At 65.7% G+C, this 21,194-nt stretch carries 20 protein-coding genes and 1 pseudogene; 10 read left to right on the top strand and 11 right to left on the bottom strand.

Annotation, left to right across the window (positions count from 1 at the left end; all coding sequences use genetic code 11):
• Position 1 precedes the first annotated feature (1 nt).
• Positions 2-655 (bottom strand): SOUL family heme-binding protein, encoded by a 654-nt coding sequence (locus tag AC5Y5O_RS14235; RefSeq protein WP_096285862.1) that lies wholly within the window; start codon positions 653-655, stop codon positions 2-4.
• A gap of 178 nt (positions 656-833) precedes the next feature.
• On the opposite strand from AC5Y5O_RS14235, the gene AC5Y5O_RS14230 reads away from it, so the two are divergent.
• Complete coding sequence (locus AC5Y5O_RS14230) at positions 834-3,110, top strand: MMPL family transporter (protein ID WP_096290963.1); 2,277 nt, start codon at positions 834-836, stop codon at positions 3,108-3,110.
• On the opposite strand, the gene AC5Y5O_RS14225 is transcribed toward AC5Y5O_RS14230, so the two are convergent.
• Entirely contained in the window at positions 3,096-3,590 is a 495-nt protein-coding gene (locus AC5Y5O_RS14225; protein ID WP_096285861.1) for a MarR family winged helix-turn-helix transcriptional regulator, read from the bottom strand. The genes AC5Y5O_RS14230 and AC5Y5O_RS14225 overlap by 15 nt on opposite strands.
• 76 nt (positions 3,591-3,666) lie before the next feature.
• Between AC5Y5O_RS14225 and AC5Y5O_RS14220 the strand changes: the two genes are divergently transcribed.
• The 4 genes from AC5Y5O_RS14220 to AC5Y5O_RS14205 all read left to right on the top strand — a co-directional run bounded on the left by AC5Y5O_RS14220 (position 3,667) and on the right by AC5Y5O_RS14205 (position 8,271).
• On the top strand, positions 3,667-5,772 hold the full coding sequence (locus AC5Y5O_RS14220) for an MMPL family transporter (RefSeq protein WP_096290962.1): 2,106 nt from the start codon (positions 3,667-3,669) through the stop codon (positions 5,770-5,772).
• On the top strand, positions 5,769-6,248 hold the full coding sequence (locus AC5Y5O_RS14215; RefSeq protein ID WP_096285859.1) for a TspO/MBR family protein: 480 nt from the start codon (positions 5,769-5,771) through the stop codon (positions 6,246-6,248). Before AC5Y5O_RS14220 ends, AC5Y5O_RS14215 begins: the two co-directional genes overlap by 4 nt.
• The gene (locus AC5Y5O_RS14210; RefSeq protein ID WP_096285857.1) at positions 6,248-7,579 is read left to right on the top strand and encodes a cryptochrome/photolyase family protein; all 1,332 of its coding nucleotides are present in this window, start codon (positions 6,248-6,250) and stop codon (positions 7,577-7,579) included. The genes AC5Y5O_RS14215 and AC5Y5O_RS14210 overlap by 1 nt, the downstream gene beginning before the upstream one ends.
• A gap of 137 nt (positions 7,580-7,716) precedes the next feature.
• Positions 7,717-8,271 carry an anti-apoptotic protein gene (locus AC5Y5O_RS14205; RefSeq protein ID WP_096285855.1) on the top strand — a complete coding sequence of 185 codons (555 nt, stop codon included), beginning with the start codon at positions 7,717-7,719 and terminating at the stop codon, positions 8,269-8,271.
• A 3-nt stretch (positions 8,272-8,274) separates the two neighbouring features.
• Here AC5Y5O_RS14205 and AC5Y5O_RS14200 read toward each other — a convergent pair whose 3' ends face one another.
• On the bottom strand, positions 8,275-8,583 hold the full coding sequence (locus AC5Y5O_RS14200) for a hypothetical protein (protein WP_243393821.1): 309 nt from the start codon (positions 8,581-8,583) through the stop codon (positions 8,275-8,277).
• Between the two features lie 47 nt (positions 8,584-8,630).
• Positions 8,631-9,368 (bottom strand): acyltransferase, encoded by a 738-nt coding sequence (locus tag AC5Y5O_RS14195; RefSeq protein ID WP_500025609.1) that lies wholly within the window; start codon positions 9,366-9,368, stop codon positions 8,631-8,633.
• Positions 9,369-9,456: 88 nt separating this feature from the next.
• Here AC5Y5O_RS14195 and AC5Y5O_RS14190 point away from each other — a divergent pair, with 88 nt between their 5' ends.
• The gene (locus tag AC5Y5O_RS14190; protein ID WP_243393948.1) at positions 9,457-10,782 is read left to right on the top strand and encodes an outer membrane protein assembly factor BamB family protein; all 1,326 of its coding nucleotides are present in this window, start codon (positions 9,457-9,459) and stop codon (positions 10,780-10,782) included.
• Between the two features lie 5 nt (positions 10,783-10,787).
• Here AC5Y5O_RS14190 and AC5Y5O_RS14185 read toward each other — a convergent pair whose 3' ends face one another.
• The 3 genes from AC5Y5O_RS14185 to AC5Y5O_RS14175 all read right to left on the bottom strand — a co-directional run bounded on the left by AC5Y5O_RS14185 (position 10,788) and on the right by AC5Y5O_RS14175 (position 13,688).
• Positions 10,788-11,471 (bottom strand): esterase, encoded by a 684-nt coding sequence (locus AC5Y5O_RS14185; protein ID WP_096285851.1) that lies wholly within the window; start codon positions 11,469-11,471, stop codon positions 10,788-10,790.
• 64 nt (positions 11,472-11,535) lie between these two features.
• The gene (locus AC5Y5O_RS14180; RefSeq protein WP_423790887.1) at positions 11,536-12,768 is read right to left on the bottom strand and encodes a THUMP-like domain-containing protein; all 1,233 of its coding nucleotides are present in this window, start codon (positions 12,766-12,768) and stop codon (positions 11,536-11,538) included.
• Positions 12,726-13,688, bottom strand: a complete 963-nt coding sequence (locus AC5Y5O_RS14175; protein ID WP_096285849.1) for a class I SAM-dependent methyltransferase — start codon at positions 13,686-13,688, stop codon at positions 12,726-12,728. Before AC5Y5O_RS14175 ends, AC5Y5O_RS14180 begins: the two co-directional genes overlap by 43 nt.
• A gap of 81 nt (positions 13,689-13,769) precedes the next feature.
• Here AC5Y5O_RS14175 and AC5Y5O_RS14170 point away from each other — a divergent pair, with 81 nt between their 5' ends.
• The 4 genes from AC5Y5O_RS14170 to AC5Y5O_RS14155 all read left to right on the top strand — a co-directional run bounded on the left by AC5Y5O_RS14170 (position 13,770) and on the right by AC5Y5O_RS14155 (position 15,767).
• Positions 13,770-14,069, top strand: coding sequence for a hypothetical protein (locus tag AC5Y5O_RS14170; protein WP_096285847.1), 300 nt, complete (start codon positions 13,770-13,772; stop codon positions 14,067-14,069).
• Between the two features lie 21 nt (positions 14,070-14,090).
• The gene (locus tag AC5Y5O_RS14165; protein ID WP_500025608.1) at positions 14,091-15,065 is read left to right on the top strand and encodes a WXG100 family type VII secretion target; all 975 of its coding nucleotides are present in this window, start codon (positions 14,091-14,093) and stop codon (positions 15,063-15,065) included.
• The gene (locus tag AC5Y5O_RS14160; RefSeq protein WP_096285843.1) at positions 15,062-15,376 is read left to right on the top strand and encodes a hypothetical protein; all 315 of its coding nucleotides are present in this window, start codon (positions 15,062-15,064) and stop codon (positions 15,374-15,376) included. The genes AC5Y5O_RS14165 and AC5Y5O_RS14160 overlap by 4 nt, the downstream gene beginning before the upstream one ends.
• Positions 15,377-15,452: 76 nt before the next feature.
• Positions 15,453-15,767 carry a hypothetical protein gene (locus AC5Y5O_RS14155; RefSeq protein WP_096285841.1) on the top strand — a complete coding sequence of 105 codons (315 nt, stop codon included), beginning with the start codon at positions 15,453-15,455 and terminating at the stop codon, positions 15,765-15,767.
• 673 nt (positions 15,768-16,440) lie between these two features.
• On the opposite strand, the gene AC5Y5O_RS14150 is transcribed toward AC5Y5O_RS14155, so the two are convergent.
• From AC5Y5O_RS14150 to AC5Y5O_RS14135, 4 genes and pseudogenes are all read right to left on the bottom strand, one after another.
• Positions 16,441-18,609, bottom strand: coding sequence for a PPE family protein (locus AC5Y5O_RS14150; protein ID WP_423790863.1), 2,169 nt, complete (start codon positions 18,607-18,609; stop codon positions 16,441-16,443).
• A 171-nt stretch (positions 18,610-18,780) separates the two neighbouring features.
• Positions 18,781-19,437: pseudogene (locus tag AC5Y5O_RS14145) on the bottom strand (enoyl-CoA hydratase); the annotation flags it as partial.
• Positions 19,434-20,249: an NUDIX hydrolase gene (locus tag AC5Y5O_RS14140; protein ID WP_500025607.1), complete on the bottom strand. Its 816-nt coding sequence runs from the start codon at positions 20,247-20,249 to the stop codon at positions 19,434-19,436. The gene AC5Y5O_RS14140 and the pseudogene AC5Y5O_RS14145, both read right to left, overlap by 4 nt.
• Positions 20,246-21,136 carry an ABC transporter ATP-binding protein gene (locus tag AC5Y5O_RS14135; RefSeq protein ID WP_423790862.1) on the bottom strand — a complete coding sequence of 297 codons (891 nt, stop codon included), beginning with the start codon at positions 21,134-21,136 and terminating at the stop codon, positions 20,246-20,248. The genes AC5Y5O_RS14140 and AC5Y5O_RS14135 overlap by 4 nt, the downstream gene beginning before the upstream one ends.
• Between the last annotated feature and the right edge of the window lie 58 nt (positions 21,137-21,194).

The following is a 21,194-nucleotide window of genomic DNA, read 5'->3' as shown; positions in this document are numbered from 1 at the left end:
GTTATCCGGTCCGCTTGACCGGCACCGCAATTTCATTGCGCCGCAACGGCGGAACTGTCCACGGCGGATCGTAGAACCACGCTGCGGGCTCATCGGTGGCTTTGAATCCGTTGTCGCGCAACGTATTGAACAACTCAGCGGTCTGCGCGGCAACAGCGCGGGCACTTCGGCTGCCGGAGAACCGACGTACCGCCATCGTCTCCGGCGGCACGCTGACCAGCCTGACTTCCGCGTCGTCGGGCACCGGCAACGACTCCAGCGTCTTGTCGGCAGGCATGAAGAACCGGATCACCCATTCCTGGTCGCCGGCTCGGACTTGGGCCACCGGTGCAGTCATGGCTATCTTCTCGCCTTTGCCGGTGCGCTGTTCAACCGGTGCCGTCATGGCGATCTTCTGGCTGTCGCGGTTGGCACCGAATATGTACCGGGCAAGCCGCCGGAAGCCCGCGTTGCGGGCACTCTCTTCGTCGGCTCGCACCGTTGTTTCCGCGGCGATCCGTGCACCGTAGCGGCGGATTTCCACGTTCTCAGTCAGCTTCTCGACGCTATGGTCGGGCTCCTCGGTGCCGTGACGGTACCCGACCACCGAACCCGCCGCCTCGAGCAGCTGCCCGACCATGCTTGCTATCGACCCGAACACAGCAACCTCACTCATTTGGAATACACGCCAGCCTATCGGAAGATGGGTTTTAGTTAAATACTTGAATGTTTCAGTTACTTAACGTAATCTCGGCATCGATCGCCGCCACCGAAGCCGCGGGAACCAACGGTTGGAGGTCACACTCGCCTTGGGATCCGCCGCCCGTCAGAAATCGCTGAAGTCATCGCGCGGCATGGGGCGCGTGCTCGCCCGCCGGCGCCCGCCGAGGGAAGATGCAGGCCGCGGCCCCCTGGCGCGAGCGGCGCGATTGTGCGTGAAACACCCCAAGCGAGTTATCGCAATAGCGCTGTTAGTCCTGTTGGCCACCACCGTATTTGGCCTGCCCGCTGCCAACAGCCTGTCGGCCGGCGGATTCATGGACCCAACTTCCGAATCGGCGCGCGGCGCGGCAATAATCGCCGGAAAGTTCAATCAGGGTGAGCTCGAACTCATTCTGTTGGTGAGTTCGCCCAACGGCGCCCGGGACGGCTCAGCAAGGACGGTCGGGACCGAGATCGTCGGGCAACTTGTGAAATCTCCGTTCGTATCTCAGGTGGCATCCCCGTGGGACTCCCGACCTGCGCCCGGCTTACTCACCGCGGACGGAAACACCGCGATGATCCTCGTCGCTCTCAACGGGGATGAGAACAGCGCTCCCAAGCGTGCCCAGTCACTCGCAGAGCGTTACGTAGGTGACCGGCAAGGAGTGACGGTGCGGGCGGGTGGATCGGCATTGGTGTTTGAACAGATCAACCAGCAGACCGCAAAAGACCTGCTGCGAATGGAAGTCATCGCGATACCGCTGAGTTTCATCGCGCTGGTCTGGGTGTTCGGCGGGATACCGGCCGCGGCACTACCGATGGCCGTCGGCGCTTTGGCGATCGCGGGTTCACTCGCGGTATTGCGCGCGATCGCGTTGCTGACGAACGTATCGGTCTTTGCCCTCAACGTGACGGTGGCACTGGCGTTCGCCCTGGCCATCGACTACACGTTGCTGATTATCAGCCGCTACCGCGACGAGCGTGCGGACGGGGTGGGTCCCGACGAGGCGTTGGTGAAAACCGTGACCACGGCCGGCCGGACCGTGTTGTTCTCGGCGAGCACGGTGGCGCTGGCACTGGCTGCTACGGCACTGTTCCCGATGTATTTCCTCAAGTCCTTCGCCTACGCCGGGACGGCAGTGGTCGTGTTCGCCGCCGTGGCGGCGGTGGTGGTGGCGCCCGCAGCGATCGCGCTGATCGGAGACCGGCTCGACGCGCTGAACGTCTGGCAATGGGGTCGTCGGCTCCTCCCTCGCCCGTCAGCACAACGGGGGGTGCAACAGAGCTTCTGGTACCGAACCGCGAAATTGGTTATGCGTCGCGCGATCCCAGTTGGGATGGCCCTCACGGCAGTCTTGCTGGTGCTCGGTGCGCCGTTCCTCGGCGTCAGATGGGGCTATCCCGACGACCGAGTACTGCCGAGATCGTCGACGGCCCGAATCGTCAACGATCGAGTCCGTACCGAATTCGGCACAAATTCAGAGACCCGAGTGAAGGTCGTCTTTCCCGAATCCGACGGTCTGACAACGACCGAGCTGGACAACTACGCGATGCGGCTGTCCCGAGTCACCGATGTCTCTGCGGTGTCCTCTCCGACCGGAACCTTCGTCGCCGGTGAGGCCAAGGGTCCGCCGTCGGCTCCGGCCGGGATCGCGGGGGGCAGCGCGTACCTGACCGTTGAAAGCACGGCACCGCTTTTCACACGAGCGTCAGAGGCACAACTGGCTCGCTTGCACGCGGTCGTCCCGCCGCAAGACCGACGTGTCCTGATCACCGGTCTGGCACAAACGAATCGTGATTGCATCGACGGCATCACCTCCCGGCTGCCGTTCGTGTTCGCGTTCATCGCCGTCGTCACAATGTTGCTGATCTTCCTGCTTACCGGCAGCGTGATACTTCCGGTCAAGGCGGTGCTACTCAACGTGCTGTCGCTGACCGCGACGTTCGGTGCCTTGGTGTGGATCTTTCAAGACGGCCACCTGGGGGCGGCAGGAACCACGTCGACGGGCACGCTGGCGGTCAACGTCCCGGTGCTGATGTTCTGCATCGCCTTCGGATTGTCGATGGACTACGAGGTCTTTCTGCTTGCCCGGATCCGCGAGTATTGGCTCAGCTCACCGCGCACGCGGACGGACAACGACGAAAGTATCGCCCTGGGTCTGGCGCGCACGGGCCGGATCATCACCGCCGCGGCGCTGCTGATGTCGATCTCTTTCGCGGCGCTGATCTCCGCCGGGGTGTCCTTCATGCGGATGTTCGGTTTGGGACTGACGATCGCCGTCTTGATGGACGCGACTGTGGTGCGCGTGCTACTCGTGCCGGCATTCATGCATGTGCTTGGCGGCCTGAACTGGTGGGCCCCCGCGCCGCTGGCACGATGGCACGATCGCACCTTCGGCGACCGTGCGGCGCGGCTAGGGCTGGGCTGAGCCCAACTCACCCTGGAAGTGGCGCATTGCCGCGATAACTGCCGTGAAGACCCGATGTGCCGCAGCCAAATCCGCATCAGGTAAGTCATCGAGCGCCGCACGAGTATGGATGCCCAAGGGGCTGAAGAACGAGCGGGCGGTCGCCATACCGGGATCGGAGTACCGCAGGATGACCTTGCGACGATCGTTTGCGTCCGAATCTCGGGTGATGTGACCGGAGTTGATCATGCGCTCGACCAGGTAGGTGATGGCCGCCGCGGACAAGCCCATCCGTTGGCCCAACTCCCCCGATGTCAGTGGCGCCCCGGAAGTCTCGGCCACCAGGATGTGCAAAAGGGCGCGAAAGTCATTGGGATGCAACCGGTGTACCGCCGCGAACACTCGACCCATCTGGTCGGACTCTGCGCTGAGGGTACGTGCGTCGGCCGCAATCAGTGCTTCGAGCCGAACACGTTCGGGGGAGCCCTCGTTGGGGTACATCAGAATCGCAGCATAGCGCTTTCCTACCAAGAATGTTAAGTTGATTAATGATTAATCGACTGAAATAATGGTGCCGATGTCGAACACTCTCGCCTCGTGGGTGAGCAACCGTCGCTCGTGGCGGCTGGGATTGGCAGCGGCCCTGCTGGGCATGGGGTTGATCGTGTTGATCGGCGCAAATGCATCGGCCGGGCAGGCGCCGCTGTCGTTACCCAGCGACTCGGACTCGGCCAAAGTCGACGCCCTGGCCAGGCAATTCCCCGGCGGCGATCAGGCTCCCCTGCTGTTGGTGGTGAGCCGTGTCGACGGCGCCCCGCTGGACTCCGCCGACGTGACCGCGACCCGGGCCGCCCGTGACCGGATGCAGCGCGTCGTCGCACCGTTCGCGGCGGCAAACATGCAGCCGCCGATGGTGTCGGCGGACGGCAAGGCGGCCATCGGCCTCGTGACCATCCGCGCGGATCTATCCGGCATGGTCCTCAACGAGGGAGTCGCAGCGCTGCGCACCGCGGCAAACGACGGCCTGCCCGCCGATCTGCGGGACCACGTCACCGGAGGCCCGGCGTTCGGCGCCGATATCGCCAACGCGTTCACCGACGCCAACATCACGCTGCTGGCGGTGACCGCGTCCGTGGTGGCGCTGCTCCTGATTGCCACCTACCGCTCACCGGTGCTGTGGCTGGCACCGCTGTTGGTGATCGGCTTCGCGGATCGGGTGGCGGCGGCGGTGGGGACCTCGGTGTCGTCAGTAACGGGCCTGAGCTTCGACGGCGCGACCTCCGGGATCACCAGCGTGCTGGTGTTCGGGGCGGGCACCAACTACGCGCTGCTGCTGATCTCCCGATACCGGCAAGAACTTCGGAGCCACCCCGACCACCGCGACGCGTTGCGCCTCGCGGTGCGCAGAGCGGGACCGGCGATCCTCGCCAGCAATGCGACCGTGGTGCTGGCGCTGCTCACCCTGCTGTTCGCGTCGACCCCCAGCACCCGCAGCCTGGGCGCGCTGGCAGCCTGCGGCCTGGTCATCGCGGCCCTGTCGGTCCTGGTGGTACTGCCTCCGCTGCTCGCGCTGTGCGGCCGGCGACTGTTCTGGCCCCTGATTCCCCGGCCCGACGGCGCCGACACTCTGGAAGCCGGAGCGTGGCACCGGGTCGCCGAACAGGTGGCCCGTCGTCCCGCCGTCGTCGCCGTCGTGGCGATAGCGGTGCTGGCGGCATTGGCCAGCGGGCTGCTGGGGACTCGAATCGGCTTGTCGCAGACCGAACAATTCCGGGTGCAAGCCGACTCAGTGTCCGGCTACGACATCGTGGCCGCGCATTTTCCCGCCGGCTTGGCCAACCCCACGCTGGTCGTGGCCCCCCGCTCCCAGGCAGCCCAGGTGCGCACGGCGATCGCCGCGACTCCCGGTGTGGTGTCGGTGACCGACGCGGGTCAGTCGAACTCCGGCCTGACGAAATGGTCGGTGGTGATCAGCGCCGCGCCCTCGTCGGACCGAGCATTCGCCACCATTGCCGCACTGCGCAATTCGACGAAATCCGCCTCCCCCGCTGCGCTGGTCGGCGGATCCGACGCGCAAGCCCTCGACGTCCGCGACGCCGCCCTGCACGACCGGCTGACGCTGATCCCGGCGATCCTCATCGTGATACTCGTCGTCCTGTTCGTGCTGCTGCGCTCGGTGCTCGCCCCGCCCAACCTGCTGTCCGCGACGATTCTCGGCGCGCTGGCGGCGCTCGGCCTCGGCGGCTGGACGAGCCAGCACGTCTTCGGATTTCCGGCCCTGGACAACAGCACCCCTTTGTTCGCGTTCCTGTTCCTGGCCGCCCTCGGCGTGGACTACACAATCTTTCTGGTCACCCGCGCCCGTGAAGAATCGGCGCGGCACGGGGCACGCGATGGCATGATTCGAGCCGTGTCGGCCACCGGCGGCGTGATCACCAGCGCGGGAATCGTTCTAGCCGCCGTGTTCTGTGTGCTGGGAGTATTGCCGCTGATCGTGATGACCCAGCTCGGGATCATCGTCGGGCTCGGGATCCTGCTCGACACCTTTGTGGTGCGCACGCTGGTCATACCCGCTCTGTTCGCCCTCATGGGCGATCGCATCTGGTGGCCTGCAAAGCCAACTGAAACGACAGTCATTGCGCAACAGCGCAATTCGATCCAATATGAACGGAGTACGCTGTGAAGCGCTCAACTCTGGCCGTGACATCGCTTGCCGTAGCCGTGGCCGCGGGCACCGGAAGCATCGCCAGCCCCCGACGCGTGCCCGGGTGGTACACGCGACTACGCAAACCCGCATACCAGCCGCCCAGCGTCGCCTTCCCTATCGTGTGGACCGCGCTCTACGCGGACATCGCGACCACGTCCGCGGTGACCGTGGACAAGTTCCGCGCAGCGGGACAACACGACAAGGCGCGCGGCTATGCCGCCGCCCTCACCGTCAACCTGCTGCTCAACGCCGGATGGAGTTGGCTGTTCTTCCGTTTTCACAAACTCGGGGCGGCGGTGCTCGGTGCGGCCGCGTTGACGGTCAGCAGCGCCGATCTCGCCCGCCGCGCCGCCGCGGCCGACCCGCGCGCCGGCGCGGCCCTGGCGCCCTACCCGCTGTGGTGTGCGTTCGCCACTGTGCTGTCCACCCACATCTGGCGGCTGAACCGATAGTGCCTGCCCTCTTGTGGTTTCGCCGCGATCTGCGGTTGCGCGATCATCCCGCGCTGCTCGCCGCGGCCGAATCGCAGGACGTGCTCGCCTGCTTTGTGGTCGACCCCCGGCTCGAGAACTCGTCGGGTCAGCGCCGCCTGCAGTTCCTGGGTGACACGCTGCGACGACTGCAAGACGACCTGGGCGGCCGGCTCCTGGTGACCCGAGGCCGCGCCGAGGAGCAGATTCCCCGCATCGCCAAGAAGATCGACGCGACGGCGGTGCACATTTCGGAGGATTTCGCGCCCTACGGAAAACGCCGCGACGAAAAGGTGTGCGCCGCACTGGGTTCGGTGCCGTTGGTTGCGACCGGATCGCCGTATCTGGTGTCTCCCGGTCGGGTCACCAAAGACGACGGTGAGCCCTACAAGGTGTTCACCCCGTTTCTGCGGAAGTGGCGAGAAGAAGGATGGCGCAAACCCGCACAGTCGAGCGCCGATTCGGCCCGCTGGCTCGACCCGGCCCACGTGGTCAAACAGTGCGCGATCCCCGACCCCGGCGTCGAGCTGGGTCTCGAAACCGGTGAGGCGGCGGCACTTTCGCAGTGGAAGCAGTTCGCCGACGACGGGCTGCAGCGCTACGCCGAAGACCGGAACCGGCCGGACCTGCCGGGCACCAGCCGAATGTCGGCCCATCTGAAGTTCGGCACCATCCATCCCCGCACCATGGTGGCGGCGATGAACCTGGGTGCAGCTGGAGCGCAGACATACTTGCGGGAGTTGGCCTTTCGTGACTTCTACGCGGGGGTGTTGCACTATTGGCCGGCCAGCGCCTGGCGCAATTGGAACAGCGACTTCGACGGCATCCAGACCGATACGGGCGCGGAAGCCAAACGTCGGCTCGAAGCGTGGAAGGCCGGCAGGACCGGGTTCCCGATCGTCGACGCCGGCATGCGCCAACTCCACGAGACCGGCTTCATGCACAACCGGGTACGGATGATCGTCGCGTCGTTTTTGGTAAAAGACCTGCATCTGCCGTGGCAATGGGGTGCCGAGTGGTTCCTGGACCAGCTCACCGACGGCGACATGGCCAACAACCAGCACGGCTGGCAGTGGTGCGCGGGTTGCGGCACCGACGCCGCGCCGTACTTCCGGGTTTTCAACCCGACCACCCAGGGCCAAAAGTTCGATCCCGCAGGCGATTACATCCGGTACTGGCTGCCCGAACTGCGCGGCGCGGAGGATGTGCACTTACGCAAAGGCGAACGGCCACAAGGGTATCCGGAACCGATCGTCGACCACGGCACCGAGCGTGCCGAGGCGCTGCGCCGGTACCAGGACATCGGCTCCTAGCCACCACGCTCTGATCTGGCGTCCGCACTGTAGGGCAGGCCGAGACAATCTTTTGCCGAAATCGGCTTCCCATACCTATTTCGCATGTAATCATCAGCCGATTCACAGTCGTCAAGTCAAAGCGCCAGGGAGGCGATATGGCCCACTCGATCGTTCGGACGTTACTGATTTCTGTTGCTGCGGCGGGTCTGATGGCCACCGCCGGCGCCTGCTCGTGCTCGGTGGGTTCGTCGTCGTCGCACGCGGTGGACAAGAAGGACGTCGCAAGCCAGATCACCCAGAAGTTGACCGACGCTCAGGGCAATAAGCCCGATTCGGTCGACTGCCCCGGCGATTTGCCCGCGAAGGTCGGTGCGCAGCTGAACTGCTCGATGATGGTCAAGGGCGCCTCCTACGGCGTCAACGTCACCGTGACCAGCGTCGAAGGCAGCAACGTCAAATTCGACATGGTGGAGACCGTCGACAAGTCCCAGGTCGAGAAAGCGATCAGCGACAACATCACCCAACAGGTCGGGACCAAGCCCGAATCGGTGACCTGTCCCGACAACCTCAAGGGCGTGCAGGGCGCGACGTTGCGGTGCCGCCTTGTCACGGGAGGCCAGAACTACGGCGTGAATGTTTCCGTCACCGGCGTTGACGCCGGCACGGTCGACTATCACTTCGTCGTCGACGACGCGCCGTCCTCGCCCTAGGGGTCAGTAACCGACCGCGGCGAAGTACCCCACCACGCCCAGCAATTCGGCCAGCGCGGAGATGGCCAGCGTCGCGACGGCGTACGGCCAGCCCGACCGTCGGCGCACCAGCCGGATGACCGTGGCGATACACCCGAGCACCGTCGCCGCGGCCACCACCGAAACCGACAGCAGGACGGAGGTGGCTGCCCGGTCGGTGCTGCAGTGTTCGGGCGGACAGTAATCGGTGAAGGCCAGGAACATGAATTCCATGCCTGCGGTCGCCCCCCAGCCGACGACGGCGACGACCATCAGCACGACGGACAGTGCCACGTCCCAGCCGGGACGCGTCGGCGCGGGACCGTATTGGCCCGGTGAGGTCAGTGCGCGGCCTTCTTGCGCTCGATATCGGCCAGGGCCGTGGCCAATTCGGCCCGCTGCGCGGCGGAGCTCTCCCAGGACAACTGCCGGTTCTTGACCACCTTGGCCGGCGCACCGACCGCGATCGAATAGTCGGGAACGACGCCGCGCACCACCGCGTGCGAGCCGAGCACACAGCCCCGCCCGATCGAGGTGCCACGCAAAACGGTCACCTTGACCCCGACCCAGGTGTCCGGGCCGATCCGCACCGGGGACTTGATGATGCCCTGATCCTTGATCGGCAGGTTGATGTCGTCCATCCGGTGGTCGAAATCGCAGACGTAGCACCAGTCGGCCATCAGCACCGAATCCCCGAGCTCGATGTCGAGGTAGCAGTTGATCACGTTGTCGCGGCCCAGCACGACCTTGTCGCCGAACCGCAGCGAGCCCTCGTGCGCGCGGATCGTGTTCTTGTCGCCGATGTGCACCCAGCGGCCGATCTCCAACTGCGCCAACTCGGGTGTCGCGTGGATCTCCACGCCCTTGCCGATGAACACCATGCCGCGGGTGATGATGTGCGGGTTGGCCAGCTTGAATTTCAGCAGCCGCCAATAGCGCACCAGGTACCACGGCGTGTAGGCACGGTTGCGCAGCACCCACTTCAGCGAGGCCATCGTCAAGAACTTGGCCTGACGTGGGTCTCGCAGCCGATGGCCCCGCCAGCGGCGGTGTACCGGGGCTCCCCACATGCTTGTCACAGCCGGAAAGCCTAACCCGGTCAATCGACAGTGCGCGAACCGCCACGGGTTACCCTCACCTGTACCGAGCGACCCGCGTGCCGAAAGGATTTGGAAAATCGAGGTGCTTGCCCGACAACTCCGGCATTGGTCAGCTGCGGCGCTCGCGTCCGTGCTCACGGCGGGGCTCGCCGGTTGCGGCAATACCGACTCGTGGGTCGAAGCGGCGGCGGCGCCGGGCTGGTCGGCGCAATACGCCGACGCGGCCAACAGCAGCTACACGACAACCGCCGGCGCCACCAAGCTGTCGCTGCAATGGACGCGGTCGGTCAAGGGCAGCCTCGGAGCCGGACCCGCACTGGGCTCGAGCAACTACCTCGCCCTGAATGCGCAGACCCCGGCCGGATGCTCGCTGATGGAATGGGAGAACAACGACAACGGCCGGCAACGCTGGTGTGTGCGGCTGTTCCAGGGCGGCGGCGTCGGCGGTCCCCTGTTCGACGGTTTCGACAACCTCTACGTCGGCCAGCCGGGCGCTTTTCTGTCGTTCCCGGTGACGCAGTGGACGCGCTGGCGCCAGCCAGTGATCGGAATGCCTTCCACCCCAAGGTTTCTCGCCGACGGCCAACTTCTGGTCAGCACACACCTGGGACAGGTGCTGGTTTTCGACGCACACCGCGGCATGGTGGTCGGCAGTCCGCTGGACCTGGTCGAGGGGATCGACCCGACGGACGCGACGCGCGGGCTGGCCGATTGCGCCCCGGCGCGGCAGGGCTGCCCGGTCGCGGCGGCCCCCGCCTTCTCGGCAACCAGCGGCATGGCGGTACTCGGTGTGTGGCAGCCGGCCGCCCCGGCGGCGGGACTGGTCGGGCTTAAATACCACCGAGGGCAGACGCCCCTGATGACCCGCGAGTGGACCAGCGACGCCGTTGCCGCCGGGGTGATCGGCAGCCCGGTGCTGTCCGCCAACGGATCAACCGTCTACGTCAACGGCCGCGACCAACGGTTGTGGGCGCTCAACTCCGCCGACGGGAAGCCGAAGTGGTCGGCGCCGCTGGGCTTCCTGGCGCAGACGCCGCCTGCGATCACCCCGCAGGGCCTGATCGTCTCCGGCGGTGGACCCGACACCAAGCTGACGGCCTTCAAGGACGCCGGCGATCACGGCGATCAGGTGTGGCGGCGCGATGACGTCACGCCGTTGTCGGCCGCGGGCCTGGCCGGTCCGAGCGTCGGCTACGCGGTGGTGAGCGGGCCGCCGCACGATGATGCTCCCGGCATGTCGCTGCTGGTGTTCGATCCGGGCAACGGCCATACCATCAACAGCTATCCGCTCCCCGCGGCCACCGGCTATCCCGTCGGCCTCGCGATCGGCAACGATCGGCGGGTCGTGGCAGCCACCAGCGACGGTCAGGTATACGGCTTCGTCCCGGCCTGAACCCGTCAGATGGCCAGCGGCGGGATCGCGTTGCGCGGCACCTGGGCCTGGCACGGGCCGGCGAATGCGGGCAGCATCTCCCCGGGTGCGAAGTAGAAGATCAGCTGATCGTCGGTGATCGCGAAGTTCTGATAGTGCGACGGGTCGCGGCCCGACGACGGCAAGATGGCTGCACCCAACGCGTTCTGCCGTTGCAGGTCGCGCTGGATCAGCGGGAAGATCGCCTCGAGCGCCGGCGTGTTGGGGGCGAACAGGTTGTCAAAGGTGATCGGCTGCTTGGTCCCGAGGTTGTAGTTGAACGTCTTGTACCACGTGGACGTGTGCGATCCGCCGACGTCCTGGAAAAATTTGAGCACCACACTGCGGGTGTTGTGCGGTGGCTGACCAGCGAAGTGCTGCTCCGCGGTCGCCTCCAGCTGGTACGGCTGGTCGCGAGGCCCGGACGTCTGCGCGACGGAGAGGAATCCGTCCCGGTTCTGCGTGATGTAGTCGATCAACGGCTGCGGGTCGGGGTAGTCGGCCGGAAACGTCATGTTCAGCGTGTAGTTCGGCCCGTTCGCGCGGATGTGACACAGCTGTCCGTCCCCGACGGTGCCGCCCACGCTGGCACACGACGGCGGGTCGGCGGCTGCGGGTGAGCCCAGCAGAACAGTGCCGACCAGCACCGCGGCCGCGATCAGATAGCGCATAACTCGATTGTCCCCGTCGACGAAAAGGTCCCCCGGAAAGTGACCGCCGACAGCGTACAGGGCGCTAATACGACGGGCGGCAGACATACGCCGTCGCCCGGGCGGCGGACCCGGAACCCAGGCGGGTGATGACCACCGACAGAGATTGGCTGCCGCGCGGGCGCAGCCGTCGCCGCAACGCGTCGGGGTCGACCTGCACACCACGCACCAGGATCTCCAGCACACCGCAGCCGCGCGCCGAGAGCACCTGCCGCAGCCGGCGCTCGTCGAAGTCCAGCTGCTCGAGCACCTCGAAGCCGCGCACGCCCGGCGGCAGGCTGTCGCCGGACAGGTAGGCGATGTCCGGGTCGAGTTGCCACAGGCCATGCCGTGCGCCATAGTGGCGTACCAGCCCGGCCCGCACCACGGCGCCGTCCGGGTCGACGATCCAGCGCCCGGCTGCGCGCACTGCGCACTCGTCGGGCTCGGCGTCGGTGAGCTGTTCGCCGCGGTCCAGGACCGTCGCGCGCCGGCGGACACCCGGCTCGACAAGCCCGCCCGACCACAGGCACGCTTCCCGCACCGAGCCGCGATACGACGTCACCTCGATCTCGCCGTCGAAGCCGAGCCGTCCTAATGACTCGAAATCTATTCCGGGAGCGCACTTTACGACGAGATCGCGGCCCCGGTAGCAGTCAATCAACTCGCCCAGTCCCGGTTGGTAATCGGCCGGGTTGAACCGGCGTTGCCCGCCGCTGCGGCGTGCCGGGTCGACGACGACGATCGCGTCGCGGGTCACCGGGTGCAGCGCGTCGGCGCGGCAGAGAATCGTGCCGGACCCCAGATTGTGGGCCGCCATCGCCAGCCGCACCGGGTCGATATCGCTACCTACCGCGGCGACGCCCGCGTCGCGCAGCGGGGCCAGTTCGGTGCCGATCGAGCAGGTCGCATCGTGGACGACTGCCCCGGAGACGCTCAATCGCCTGGCCCGGTGCTGGGCCACCGGCGCCGCGGTCGCCTGCTGCAACGCCTCGTCGGTGAAGAGCCAAGTCGACACGTCACCCAACTTCCCCAGCTTTTCGGGGGCGCGGCGGCGCAGCAACGTGGTCTCCACCAGCACGGGTGTCCGGTCACCGAAGCGGGCCCGCGCGGCGGCGATATCGGCGATCCGGGTGGCGTCGGTCAGCGCTAATTCGGCGACCACCGCCAGCGCCGCGACACCCGAATCCGAGCGCAGGTAATCGACGTCGCGGGTGGTGAAGCGCAGGCCAGCACTCAGGAGGGTTTGACCCCGGTGACCATCACGTTGTAGAACCAGCCCTTCGGTGCCAGGTGCCGCCAGAAATTGGCGTCGACCCAGCTCAGCGTCTTCCAGCCGTTGAAGGCGAATTTCGCCCAGCCCCAGCCCAGGCGTCCCGGCGGCACCGATGCCTCGAAAGTGCGCACCGGCCAGCCGAACATCGCGGCGGTGAACTCCTCGCTGGCGGTGCCGACTTCTACCGCGCCGGCGTTGGTCGCCATCCGCTCGAGATCTTCCGGAGCGAAGGTGTGCAGATCGACGATGGCTTCCAGCGCCGCGACGCGCGAGGACTCGTCGAGCTCGACCTGTGGGCGCCGCCAGCCGCCCAGGCCGGGCAATTTGGTGACGTTGGTGGCCACCCGCCAGGTCAGCGTCGACAACGACCGGGCGTAAACCTCGCCGACTTTGGTCGGCTCGCCCGCGAAGACGAACCGTCCGCCGGGCTTGAGCACCCGGATCACCTCACGCAGCGACAGCTCGACGTCGGGGATGTGGTGCAGCACGGCGTGCCCGACCACCAGATCGAAGGTGTTGTCCTCGTACGGGATGCCCTCCGCGTCGGCGACCCGGCCGTCGATGTCCAGGCCCAGCGATTGCCCGTTGCGGGTGGCGACCTTGACCATGCCCGGAGACAAATCGGTGACCGACCCGCGCCGTGCGACGCCGGCCTGGATCAGGTTGAGCAGGAAAAATCCGGTGCCGCAACCCAATTCGAGGGCGTTATCGTAGGGAAGTTCACGCTGAACCTCATCGGGCACCGCCGCGTCGAAGCGTCCGCGGGCATAGTCCACGCAGCGCTGGTCGTAGGAGATCGACCATTTGTCGTCGTAGGTCTCGGCCTCCCAGTCGTGATAGAGCACCTGGGCCAGCTTGGTGTCGCGCCGCGCGGCTTCGACCTGGTCGGCCGTCACCTGCGCAGCCGGAGTTACTTCGGTCATGCAGGGCAGCCTAACTGCCTGGCGGATTGGCGCGGCACGAGGTGAAGTGCCAATCGGCGGCAGCGGCCTAAACTCAGCACCGTGGCTGACGTTCTTCGGGTCAGTGCTGAGGGGCTGCAGGTATTGGCGGCACACTGCGAGACGGTGTCGGCGGAGCTGGTGGCCGCGACTGGGCTGCCCAAAGTTGGGCTACCGATCCAGGCGACATCGGGTGCCGTCGGCGCTACCCATGCGGCCGTTGGTGGCGTGATCGCGGTATTAGCCCAACGAGCGCAAACAAGCGCGGTCAAATCGGCCATGGCGGGCGCCGAGTTTGCCATGACGGACACCGATGGTGCGCAACAGGCCGCCGCAATCGCCGCCTCGATACCCCGGGTGTGACCGGTGGCGGGGGCCGGCGGCGTGGGGGTTCCGTCCCTCTCGGAGATCCAGGCCTGGGATGTCGCCCACCTGGAAAGTGCGGCGACGGACTGGAAAGCCACCGCCGAGCATTGGGAGTCCTCATTCAGTTCGATTCATCGGGTTACCGTGTCGCCGGGCGGGACGGTGTGGCAGGGCGTCGCCGCCGAGGCCGCACAGGAGAGAGCATTCGCCGATCTGGTCAAGGTACGAGGACTGGCCGATGTCCTGCACGAATCCGCTGAGATAGCGCGCCGAGGAGCCGAGAGCCTCGATTCCGCCAAGCGCAGCGTTCTCGATGCGGTCGAGGAAGCCAGCAGTGCCGGATACGTTGTGGGCGAAGATCTTTCGGTAACGCCACCACGAGCCAGTGTGGCCGCTCAGGCGCAAGCGCAGGTGTACGCCGCCGACCTCCGACAACGCGCCGCACAGCTCGTCGCCCACGACCAAGCGATCGCCGCCAAAATCACCACCGCCAGCGCACCTCTGAGTGCTGTCAGTTTCGCCGAATCGCAAGCGCCGGCCGTGGCTCGGGCGCTCGGCGCCGGCTTCAAGCTGGACCACGAATGGGACCCCTACACCGATCAGCCCGCGCACGGGCCATTCGAGCCGGTCTCGCCGGGTCCGACGCAGTTCGATCCGAAAACGGGAACGGTCCAGGGCGGCGGCGGTCCCATCGGCGGAAAAGGTCCACCACAACCGTCCGCCCCTACCGGCAAGCGCGGCAGCCCGATGGATGTCCCGCGCGGAACAAACGCTCCCGCGGTGATTGATGGAAGATCCTTCAGCGGACACGCACTCGACGAAATGCAAAGTGATGGCATTCCTGCGAGTGTCGTCAACAACGTTCTTCGAACCGGCTTGTCGGCGCCCAGCAGAGGAGGCACAACTGTGTTTTATGATCCCACCAACAATATTAGTGTCGTACAAGCTCCGAGTGGGTCGATTGTCACAGTAAGCTATGGAGATCTGCGATGACGACTGAGGCGAGTTCAGGTGACCGCGTTACCCTACTCCGGCAATTGGCGACAGAATGTCTACAGAATTACGTCGGAGGTTTCGCAGAACTCGAGCAATTAGATCGAGATCTCAAGTCGATAATCCGCACTCTTAGCGACATCGCGAATCCATCCTGGACGAAAACATTGCGCCAACAGTGGGGTCAGCTTGAAATTATTTATGCGTTGGCGCTTGCTGAAGGACGCTTCCAGCTGAGCCCTGAAGAAGAGACCGACGTGCAAGGCATCGTGGCGGAGCTAATCACTGCCTTCCGTGACTCATCTCCTTAGCGATGGAGTTCTGGGGCCGTCGCCACGGGTGCTAATCACAAGCAGTTTGACCCATCGGCAGGTGAATAAATAGGAAATGAAAGCGATTTCTATGCAGCCGGTAATTGACTTCGAGATCCACTTGCTTATGACGATGAAAGTGCGAATGTCAATGGCTGGTAAGGAATTTCTACTGGAAGCCAAGCTCGCCGAAAACAAGCTCACAATCGAGCAGGCGAAGAATATTCATGAGCGAGTGGCCGAAGCTCTTGGCGACGAGGCCTCTCGTTTTCAGAACGTGAAGAAGCTGCTGGGCATCGTCGGTCCGGATGCTTCGTCACTAAAATACAGCAGCGCCTTGTGGCCCGGATTTGACTTTACTGCTACCGCGGGCGAAGACGGAACTGATTGAGTCTTCGGGGTACTCGCATACACGGCATGATTCACTGAGCGTCGCTTCCCCAATTGAGATGCCCACCTGGAGCGTGTACAGCGCAGAGTTCGCGAAGCATTTTCGCCCCTGACCCTCCGCGGCAAGTGGCCCCTGTTCGATGAATATACGCCTGGATACGAAGAATACGAATCTCCATGGAAGGGAGAGCGTTACGGCGCGCGATTCATCTGGGGTCTGTTTCTATCGTCATCAATGTACTGGGACTGAGCCCTGCCTTCAGTTCTTGCCGAAGTAGTGGAGTGAGCGATGGATACAAATGCGATAGTCGACTTAGAAGTTTTTCTTTTAATGACGATTAAGCCGCGACGGTCTCTGGCCGACACCAGAGGCCTACTGGACGACAGGGTGAGCAGGGTAGGGCTGTCTTTGGAAGACGCGGTGCGTATTCACAAGCGAGTACCGCTGCCTTGACCGAAGAGACGTCGCGATTTCGGGACGTAAAAGCGCTATTACGCATCCCTGACAAAGACGCCAGATCGCTCAGCTACAGCAGTGTGTTGTGGCCTGGGTTCGACTTCAATGCGCATGCTGACGAACGATGATCAATCGAGTCGGCAGGGTACACACATGCCAAGACCCTAACGGCCTGTTGGCACGGCTAATCGAAAACGGCGCAACTCATACGGTTCGGCTACGACGTGTTGTGCCACGCTGGGTCGGTCGCTTGCGACACGACGACTTGACCGATGATGCCGCCAGGCCCATAAGAGCCACCGGAACCGACGGAGACAACTTCGCCGGAGCCCAGGCTGAGGATGCCCCCCGACGCGACGGGCACGCTGCCCCCGGAGTCGACCGTGAGGCCGCTGCCGGTGGAGATGGTCAGGGTGCCGGTCGGGTCGACGTTGAGGGTGGCGCCCGAGGCGACTTCGAGGGTGCCACCGGGGTTGATGGTGACGGTGCCCGAATCGACGAGGCTGTAATTGACGTAGAGGGAGCCGTTCTCGGTCAGGGTGCCGCCGGAGTGGACCGTCACGGTTCCCCAGTCGGTGAAGGTGCCGGAATCGGTCAGGGTGCCATGCGATAGGACATCGAGGGCGCTGTTGTCGTAAAGGGTGATGCCACCACCAACCTGGTCGGTGAGGGAGCCACCGGACTCGACGACGACGGACCCATGGTCGAGGAGGAACGCGTTGCCGCCGGACTGGACGTTGATGGTGCCGTAATCGGCGACGACGCCGTAGCTGTTGAACGTGCCGCTGTCCTGGACGGTGATGGCGCCGTAGTTGGTGAGGGTGGCACCGGATTCGGTGGTCATATAGGCGCCGGGCTGCACGGTGATACCGCCGCTGGGGTTGACGGTCACGGTGCCGGCGTTGGTGATGTTGCCGCCGTAGGCCTCGACAGTGATGTGGCCGGAGTCGATCAAGGTGCCGCCTTCTCTGACGGCCAGATAACCGCCCGAGTCGACGTTCAAAGTACCGCCGTTGCTGAACGTGCCACCGTCAAGGGACACATAGCCGCTGGGGCTGACCTCAAAAGTACCGTTAGGGCTGACGGTCAGGTTCCCCCCGGACTGGATCAGCGTGCCCGAGTCGGTGAGGGTGCCGCCGGGTTCGACGGTGATGGAACCGCCTGAGTCGAGGTTGACGGTACCGCCGGTTTCGAGGGAGCCGCCGGAGTCGAGGGTGACGGTGCCGTAATCGTTGAGGGCACCGCTGTCGGTCAGGGTGCCGGTGACTTGGATTTCGAGGGTGCCACCGGACTGGACGGTGATGGTGCCGGAATTGGTGAGGGTACCGCCATTGGCGAGGGTGCCGCTGACATAGAGGGTCCCGGTGTTGGTGAGCGTGCCGGCGGATTGGACGGTGAGAGTGCCGGTGTTGGTGAGGGCGCCGGCGTTGGTGAGCGTGCCGTCGACGGAGAGGGTGCCGGCGTTGGCGAGGGCGCCGTTGGATTCGACGTTGATGGCGCCACCGGAGGCGACTTCGAGGGTGCCGCCGGAGTTAATCGTTAATGTGCCACCGGATTGGACGTCGAAGGCGCCGCCGCTTTGGACGATGACGATTTGATTGGCTCCGACGGTGTAGGGGCTGGTGCTCGTGACATTGACGGTGTTGGTGATGTAGGTGGTCGTGACGGGGCCATTGGTGGTGGTACCGACGGCGCCATTGGTGGTGCCGCTCACGGTGCCATTAGTGGTACCGACGGTGCCACTCGTGCCGTCCGTGGGGGTGGTGGGCGAGACGGGCTGTATCGGGCCCCCGCCGCGACGGCTGACGGCGTTGCTGACGGATTGGGTCACGCTGCGCGCCTGGTCGAGCTGCCCATTCTGGTTGGTGGTCTGCGGCGGTTCGTCAAACGAGGTGAGGGTGCTCGCGGTCTCCGAATCACCGGCGTAGCCGTACATCGCGGTGGCGTCTTGGGCCCACATCTCCGAGTATTCGGCTTCGGTGGCCGCGATCGCCGGGGTGTTTTGCCCGAGGAAGTTGGTGGCGACCAGCGCCATGAACCGCGCGCGGTTGGCCGCGATCAACGGCGGTGGCACCGTCATCGCGTAGGCCGCCTCATACGCCGCGGCCGCACCGTAGGCCTGGGTGGCGGTCTGCTCGGCCGCCGCGGCACTGGCCTGCAGCCATTCCACGTAGGGGGTCACCGCGGCCGTCATCAGTTCCGAAGACGTCCCTGTCCACGCTTGTCCCGTCAGCTGCGCAACCGTCGAGGAGTAGCCGGTCACCGTGGACTCCAGCTCCGCAGCCAGCGCGGACCAGCTTGCCGCGTTCGAGAACATCGGCCCCGATCCGGGCCCGGCATAGATCAGACCGCTGTTGATTTCCGGCGGCAACAATGCGAAGTCCATACCGATCTCTTTCCTTTTTCAGAGGATTTTCAGTGATGAACGCCGGGCTGTCAGCACGGTTGTCGCCATGTAACGGGATTTTCACACGGCAGTCGCCTAGCTGCCGCTGTGTAGCCGGAAGCGCGTGCCAAAACGCGACCGGCGATCTAGGTCCACCCGCCCCGCCGGCTAATCGAAAACGGCGTTGATGCCGGCCTTGGCAGCGGCCAGGGCATCGCGGGGGCCGTCGAGAAATCGCCGCGCCCAGTTCGCCGCGGCGTCGTACACGTCGTCGGGGGCCACCATCTCGTCGATCAGGCCCAGCTGCAGGGCCTCCTCGGCGTCCACGAAGCGCCCGCTGAACACCAGGTCCTTGGCCTTGCTCTCGCCGGCGACGCGGGTCAACCGGGCCAATCCGCCCGGGACGAATCCGTTCAGGATCTCGGTCGCCCCGACCTTCACGTTGTCGCCGCTGATCCGCCAATCGGCGGCCAGCGCCAACGTCAGACCCGCGCCCAACGCGTAGCCGGTGACCGCCGCAACGGTCGGCTTCGGGATCGCCGCGACGGCCTCGACGGCGTCGGCACGCACGCGGGCCGCGCTGTCCGCCTCGGCGGCGCTCAGCGTCGCCACCTCCGGCATGTCATCACCGGCGGAAAAGATCTCGTGCCCGCCGAACAAGATCACCGCGGCGACGTCGTCGCGCTCGGCGACCTCGGCTGCCGCCGCGGCGATCTCCCGATAGACCTGCCGGGTCATCGTGTTGGTCGGCGGCCGCGACACCAGCAGGACGGCCAGGCCGGCGTCCTGCGAGCCGTCGCTGACTACGACGTGGACGAACTCGCTCAATGCCGCCACCCCATGCCGCCCTTTTCCCGGGCCTGGTGGTAGCGGTCGGAGTCGAAGAACTCGAAGATCCAGTTGTCCCCCTGGATCTCCAAATGCGGTTGCACCGTGACGATTTGGCGCTCGACGGCCAGCACTTCGGCGACGGTGTGCCCGGCGAGTGAGTCCAGCTGGGTCCAGGTCGGCGGCAGCAAGAAGCAGCGTCCAGCCTCGAAGTCGTCGATCGCGGCTTGCGGCGTCGACCAGCCGGCACTGTCGGATTCGGTGTTCTCCCCGTCGGCCCGCTGGCCCTCCGGTAGCGCGCCGACGAAGAAATAGGTGTCGTAGCGGCGGGTCCGCTCGGCTTCCGGGGTGACCCAGTTGGCCCACGGCCGCAGCAGGTCGGAGCGCAGCACCAGGTTTTCGGTCCGCAGAAAGTCGGCGAACGACAACGTTCGGTCGTCCAGAGCGCGGCGGGCATCGGCGTAGACCGAGGCGTCGCGCACGATCCCGTCCGGGTCATCGGCCGGCCCGGCGAACAGCACCCCGGACTCCTCGAAGGTCTCCCGGGCCGCCGCGCACACCAGCGCCGCGGCCAGCTCGGTGTCGATGCCGAACCGCTGCGCCCACCACTGCGGCGCCGGGCCGGCCCACGCGATATCGGCGGTGCGGTCGCGGTCGTCGACCCCGCCGCCGGGGAACACCATCGTGCCGGGGGCGAACTCCATCTTGGCGTGCCGTCGCATCAGGAAGGTCTTCACGCCGCCGGGCACGTCGCGGATCAGCATCACGGTGGCCGCCGGCCGGGTCGGCAGCGGCTCGGGGGTGGTGGTCATTCCAGCCTCCTCCGATGGGCCGCGCGGGCGCGGACACGCCGCGCGAAGTACCTCCCATCGATGACGTCCAGGGCGATCGACTGACCGAAAGCGGTCGAGAGGTTCTCGGCGGTCAGCACATCTGCCAGCAGCCCCGCCGCCACCACCCGTCCCTCCGACAGCAGCATGCAGTGGCTGAAGCCCGGCGGAACCTCTTCGACGTGGTGAGTGACCAACACCAGGGCGGGCGCGTCGGGGTCGGCAGCCAGGTCGGTCAGCCGGGACACCAACTCCTCGCGGCCGCCGAGATCCAGGCCGGCGGCGGGTTCGTCGAGCAGCAGCAGCTCGGGATCGGTCATCAGCGCGCGGGCGATCAGCACCCGCTTGCGCTCTCCCTCGGACAGCGTTCCGTAGGTGCGGTCGGCCAGGTGCTCGGCGCCCAGGCTCTCCAGCATGTCCAGGGCGCGCTGATGGTCGACTTCCTCGTAATGCTCGCGCCAGCGGCCCAGCACCGCGTATCCGGCCGAGATGACCAAATCGCGCACCACCTCGTCGGTGGGGATCCGCTGCGCCAAAGCCGAAGAGCTGAGCCCGATCCGGGCCTTCAACTCCGACACGTCGACGCGGCCCAGCCGCTCACCGAGCACGAAGGCGATGCCGGTCGACGGGTGCTCGGCGGCCGCGGCGATGCGCAGCAGTGACGTCTTGCCCGCCCCGTTGGGGCCGATGATCACCCAGCGCTCGTCGAGTTCGACGGCCCAATCCAGCGGCCCGACCATGACGTGGTCGCCGCGGCGCAGCGAGACGTTTCTGAAGTCGATCAGCAGATCGGGATCGGCTACGGCAGTGCCCGTTTCGGGGCCAGTTTCGGGGCCGGTTTCGGAGCTTTCGGGACCGGTTTCGGGCACCCGATCATCGTGCCGTACCGCGAGTGTGTGATGGCTGCCGGGTCGGTCCAGTGCGCAC

The organism is Mycobacterium sp. NGS40 (assembly GCF_059812735.1).
The sequence above is the reverse complement of the archived record's forward strand: the minus strand, read 5'-3'. Positions and strand labels throughout refer to the sequence as shown.